The 2312-nt window shown below is 73.2% G+C and carries 2 protein-coding genes; both read left to right on the forward strand.

Annotated features, from left to right (window positions below):
- Nucleotides 1-27 precede the first annotated feature (27 nt).
- Complete coding sequence (locus ACFQO7_RS37645) at nt 28-1254, forward strand: family 16 glycosylhydrolase (protein ID WP_376810877.1); 1227 nt, start codon at nt 28-30, stop codon at nt 1252-1254.
- A gap of 42 nt (nt 1255-1296) precedes the next feature.
- Nucleotides 1297-2211 carry an N-acetylglucosamine kinase gene (locus ACFQO7_RS37650; protein WP_376810878.1) on the forward strand — a complete coding sequence of 305 codons (915 nt, stop codon included), beginning with the start codon at nt 1297-1299 and terminating at the stop codon, nt 2209-2211.
- Nucleotides 2212-2312: the final 101 nt, after the last annotated feature.

A 2312-nucleotide genomic window follows, 5' to 3' on the forward strand; every position in this document is an offset into this window, starting at 1 on the left:
AGTCCGCCACCCCGAAAGGAGAGAACAATGCCCCTCCGGAAACGTCCGCTCGTCGCCGCCATCGGCGCGACCGTGACGGCCCTGGCGGCCGGAACGCTCGTCGCGCTGACCGCGGGCACCACCGCGGTCGCCTCGGCGGCCGTCTGCAACGCCCTGTTCGACGACTTCAGCTACAGCGGCCCGGCCGACCCGCTGATCAACCAGCGCGGCTGGTCGGTGCGCACCAACTCCGGCGGGCCCGGCATCCCGGGCGCGTCCTGGCCGGCGTCCAACGTCTCGTTCCCGACCGTGGACGGCGCGAAGTCCCTGCAGTTGCAGGCGTCCACCGACGGCACGGCCGGCGGCACCAGCCAGGCGGAGTTCCTGCACCAGCAGAAGTTCTTCGAGGGCACGTATGCCTCGCGGGTCAAGTTCACCGACGCGCCGGTCTCCGGCAACGACGGCGACCACCTGGTGGAGACCTTCTTCACCATCACCCCGCTGGCCGCCCCGATGGACCCGAACTACGGCGAGATCGACTTCGAGTACCTGCCCAACGGCGGCTGGGGCGAGCCGTCGAACATCATGTACGAGACCACCTGGGAGACCTACCGCCCCGACCCGTGGGAGGCCGTCAACGCCCACGGTGAGCAGCGGCAGTCCTACGCGGGCTGGCACGACCTGGTGTTCACGGTCTCGGCCGGGCACGTGAAGTACTACATCGACGGGACGTTGGTCGCCGACCACAGCGGCATCTACTACCCCGAGACGAACATGTCGATCAACTTCAACCTGTGGTTCATCGACTCGGCCGCGCACACCGGCGGCATGGCCACCTACCGCCAGCAGGTCGACTACCTGCTGTACACGCAGAACGAGGTGCTCACCCCGGCGCAGGCCAACGCCCGCGTCGCCTCGTACCGGGCGCAGGGCGTCAGCCACACCGACAGCGTGGGCGCGGGCGGCACCTGCCCGACCGCGTCGCCGAGCACCGGCCCGAGCACGCCGCCGTCGGCCTCGCCGTCGGTCCCGCCGAGCACGTCGCCGTCCCCGTCGGCCCCGCCGACCGGCGGCACGGGCTGCGCCAACGCGCCGCTGTGGAACATCAGCGGCGTGTACCTCGGCGGCAACCAGGTCAAGTGGGAGCGCAGCGCCAACGGCAACCCCGGCGGCCCGAAGTCCGGCGACGGCGTGCACCTGTGGCGGGCCCGCTGGTGGACGCAGGGCAGCGAGCCCGGCTGGACCCAGCAGTGGGAGGACCTGGGCCGCTGCTGAGCGGGTTCCCAGGTTCGGCATGAAGTGAAAGGATCAGCGCCCGTGACACTCGTCCTCGGCCTCGACGTCGGCGGCACGTCGTCGCGGGCGCTGATCACCACGCTCGACGGCGCCCGCGCCGGCTTCGGCCGCGCGGGTGCCGGCAACCCGGTCTCGGTGCCGCTCGCCGACGCCGTGACCTCGGTCGCTTCCGCCGTGCGGGCGGCACTGTCCGGGCTGGACCCGCGTGAGGTGCGCTCGGCCGTGATGGGCATCGCCGGGACCGGCCGCTTCGCCGACCCGGTGGTCGCCGACGCGTTCTCGGACGCCTTCGCCGCGCTCGGGCTGACGGTCCCGGTGCGGCCGGTCGGCGACGTCGAGGTCGCCTACGCGGCCGGAACGCTTGAACCGTGCGGCACCGTGCTCATCTCGGGGACGGGGGCGATCGCCGCCCGGATCGAGGACGGGCTCATGACCACCACCGCCGACGGCATCGGCTGGCTGCTCGGCGACCTCGGCTCCGGCTTCTGGCTCGGCCGCGAGGCGGCCGCGCTGACCGCCCGTGAGCTGTACACCCGCGTCCCCGACGGCCCGCTGACCCGCAGCGTCGCCGAGACCGTGCTCGGCACGATCCCCGCCGCCCCGTCCCGCCAGGCCGCCGACGACCTGATCGGCGCCCTGCACGCCCAGCCGCCCCGGCACCTCTCCCGGCTCGCACCGCTGGTCTCCGAGGCCGCCGAGCAGGGCGATCCGCAAGCCCTCGCCATCGTCGACCGCGCCGCCGACCACCTGGCCGACTGCCTCGCCGAGGTCCACACCGACGGACCCGTCGTCCTGGCCGGCAGCGTCCTGACGGGCTCCGCCCCGGTCCGCGCGGCGGTCATCCACCGCCTCGCCCGCCGCCTGCCCGCCACCGCGACGGTGCTCGCCGGCCCCGGCGAACTCGGCGCAGCCCGCCTCGCCGCCCGCCTCGCCTGAAGGAAGGGCACCTTCTTATCGCCATGGGTAGCGGAAGGGCACCTGCCTAGTCCGAAAACTTGAGGGTGAGTGGGCAGGCGGCAGCGTCTCGGCGTAGCGCA

Source organism: Catellatospora aurea (assembly GCF_042663325.1).
Taxonomy (GTDB): Bacteria; Actinomycetota; Actinomycetes; order Mycobacteriales; family Micromonosporaceae; genus Catellatospora; species Catellatospora aurea.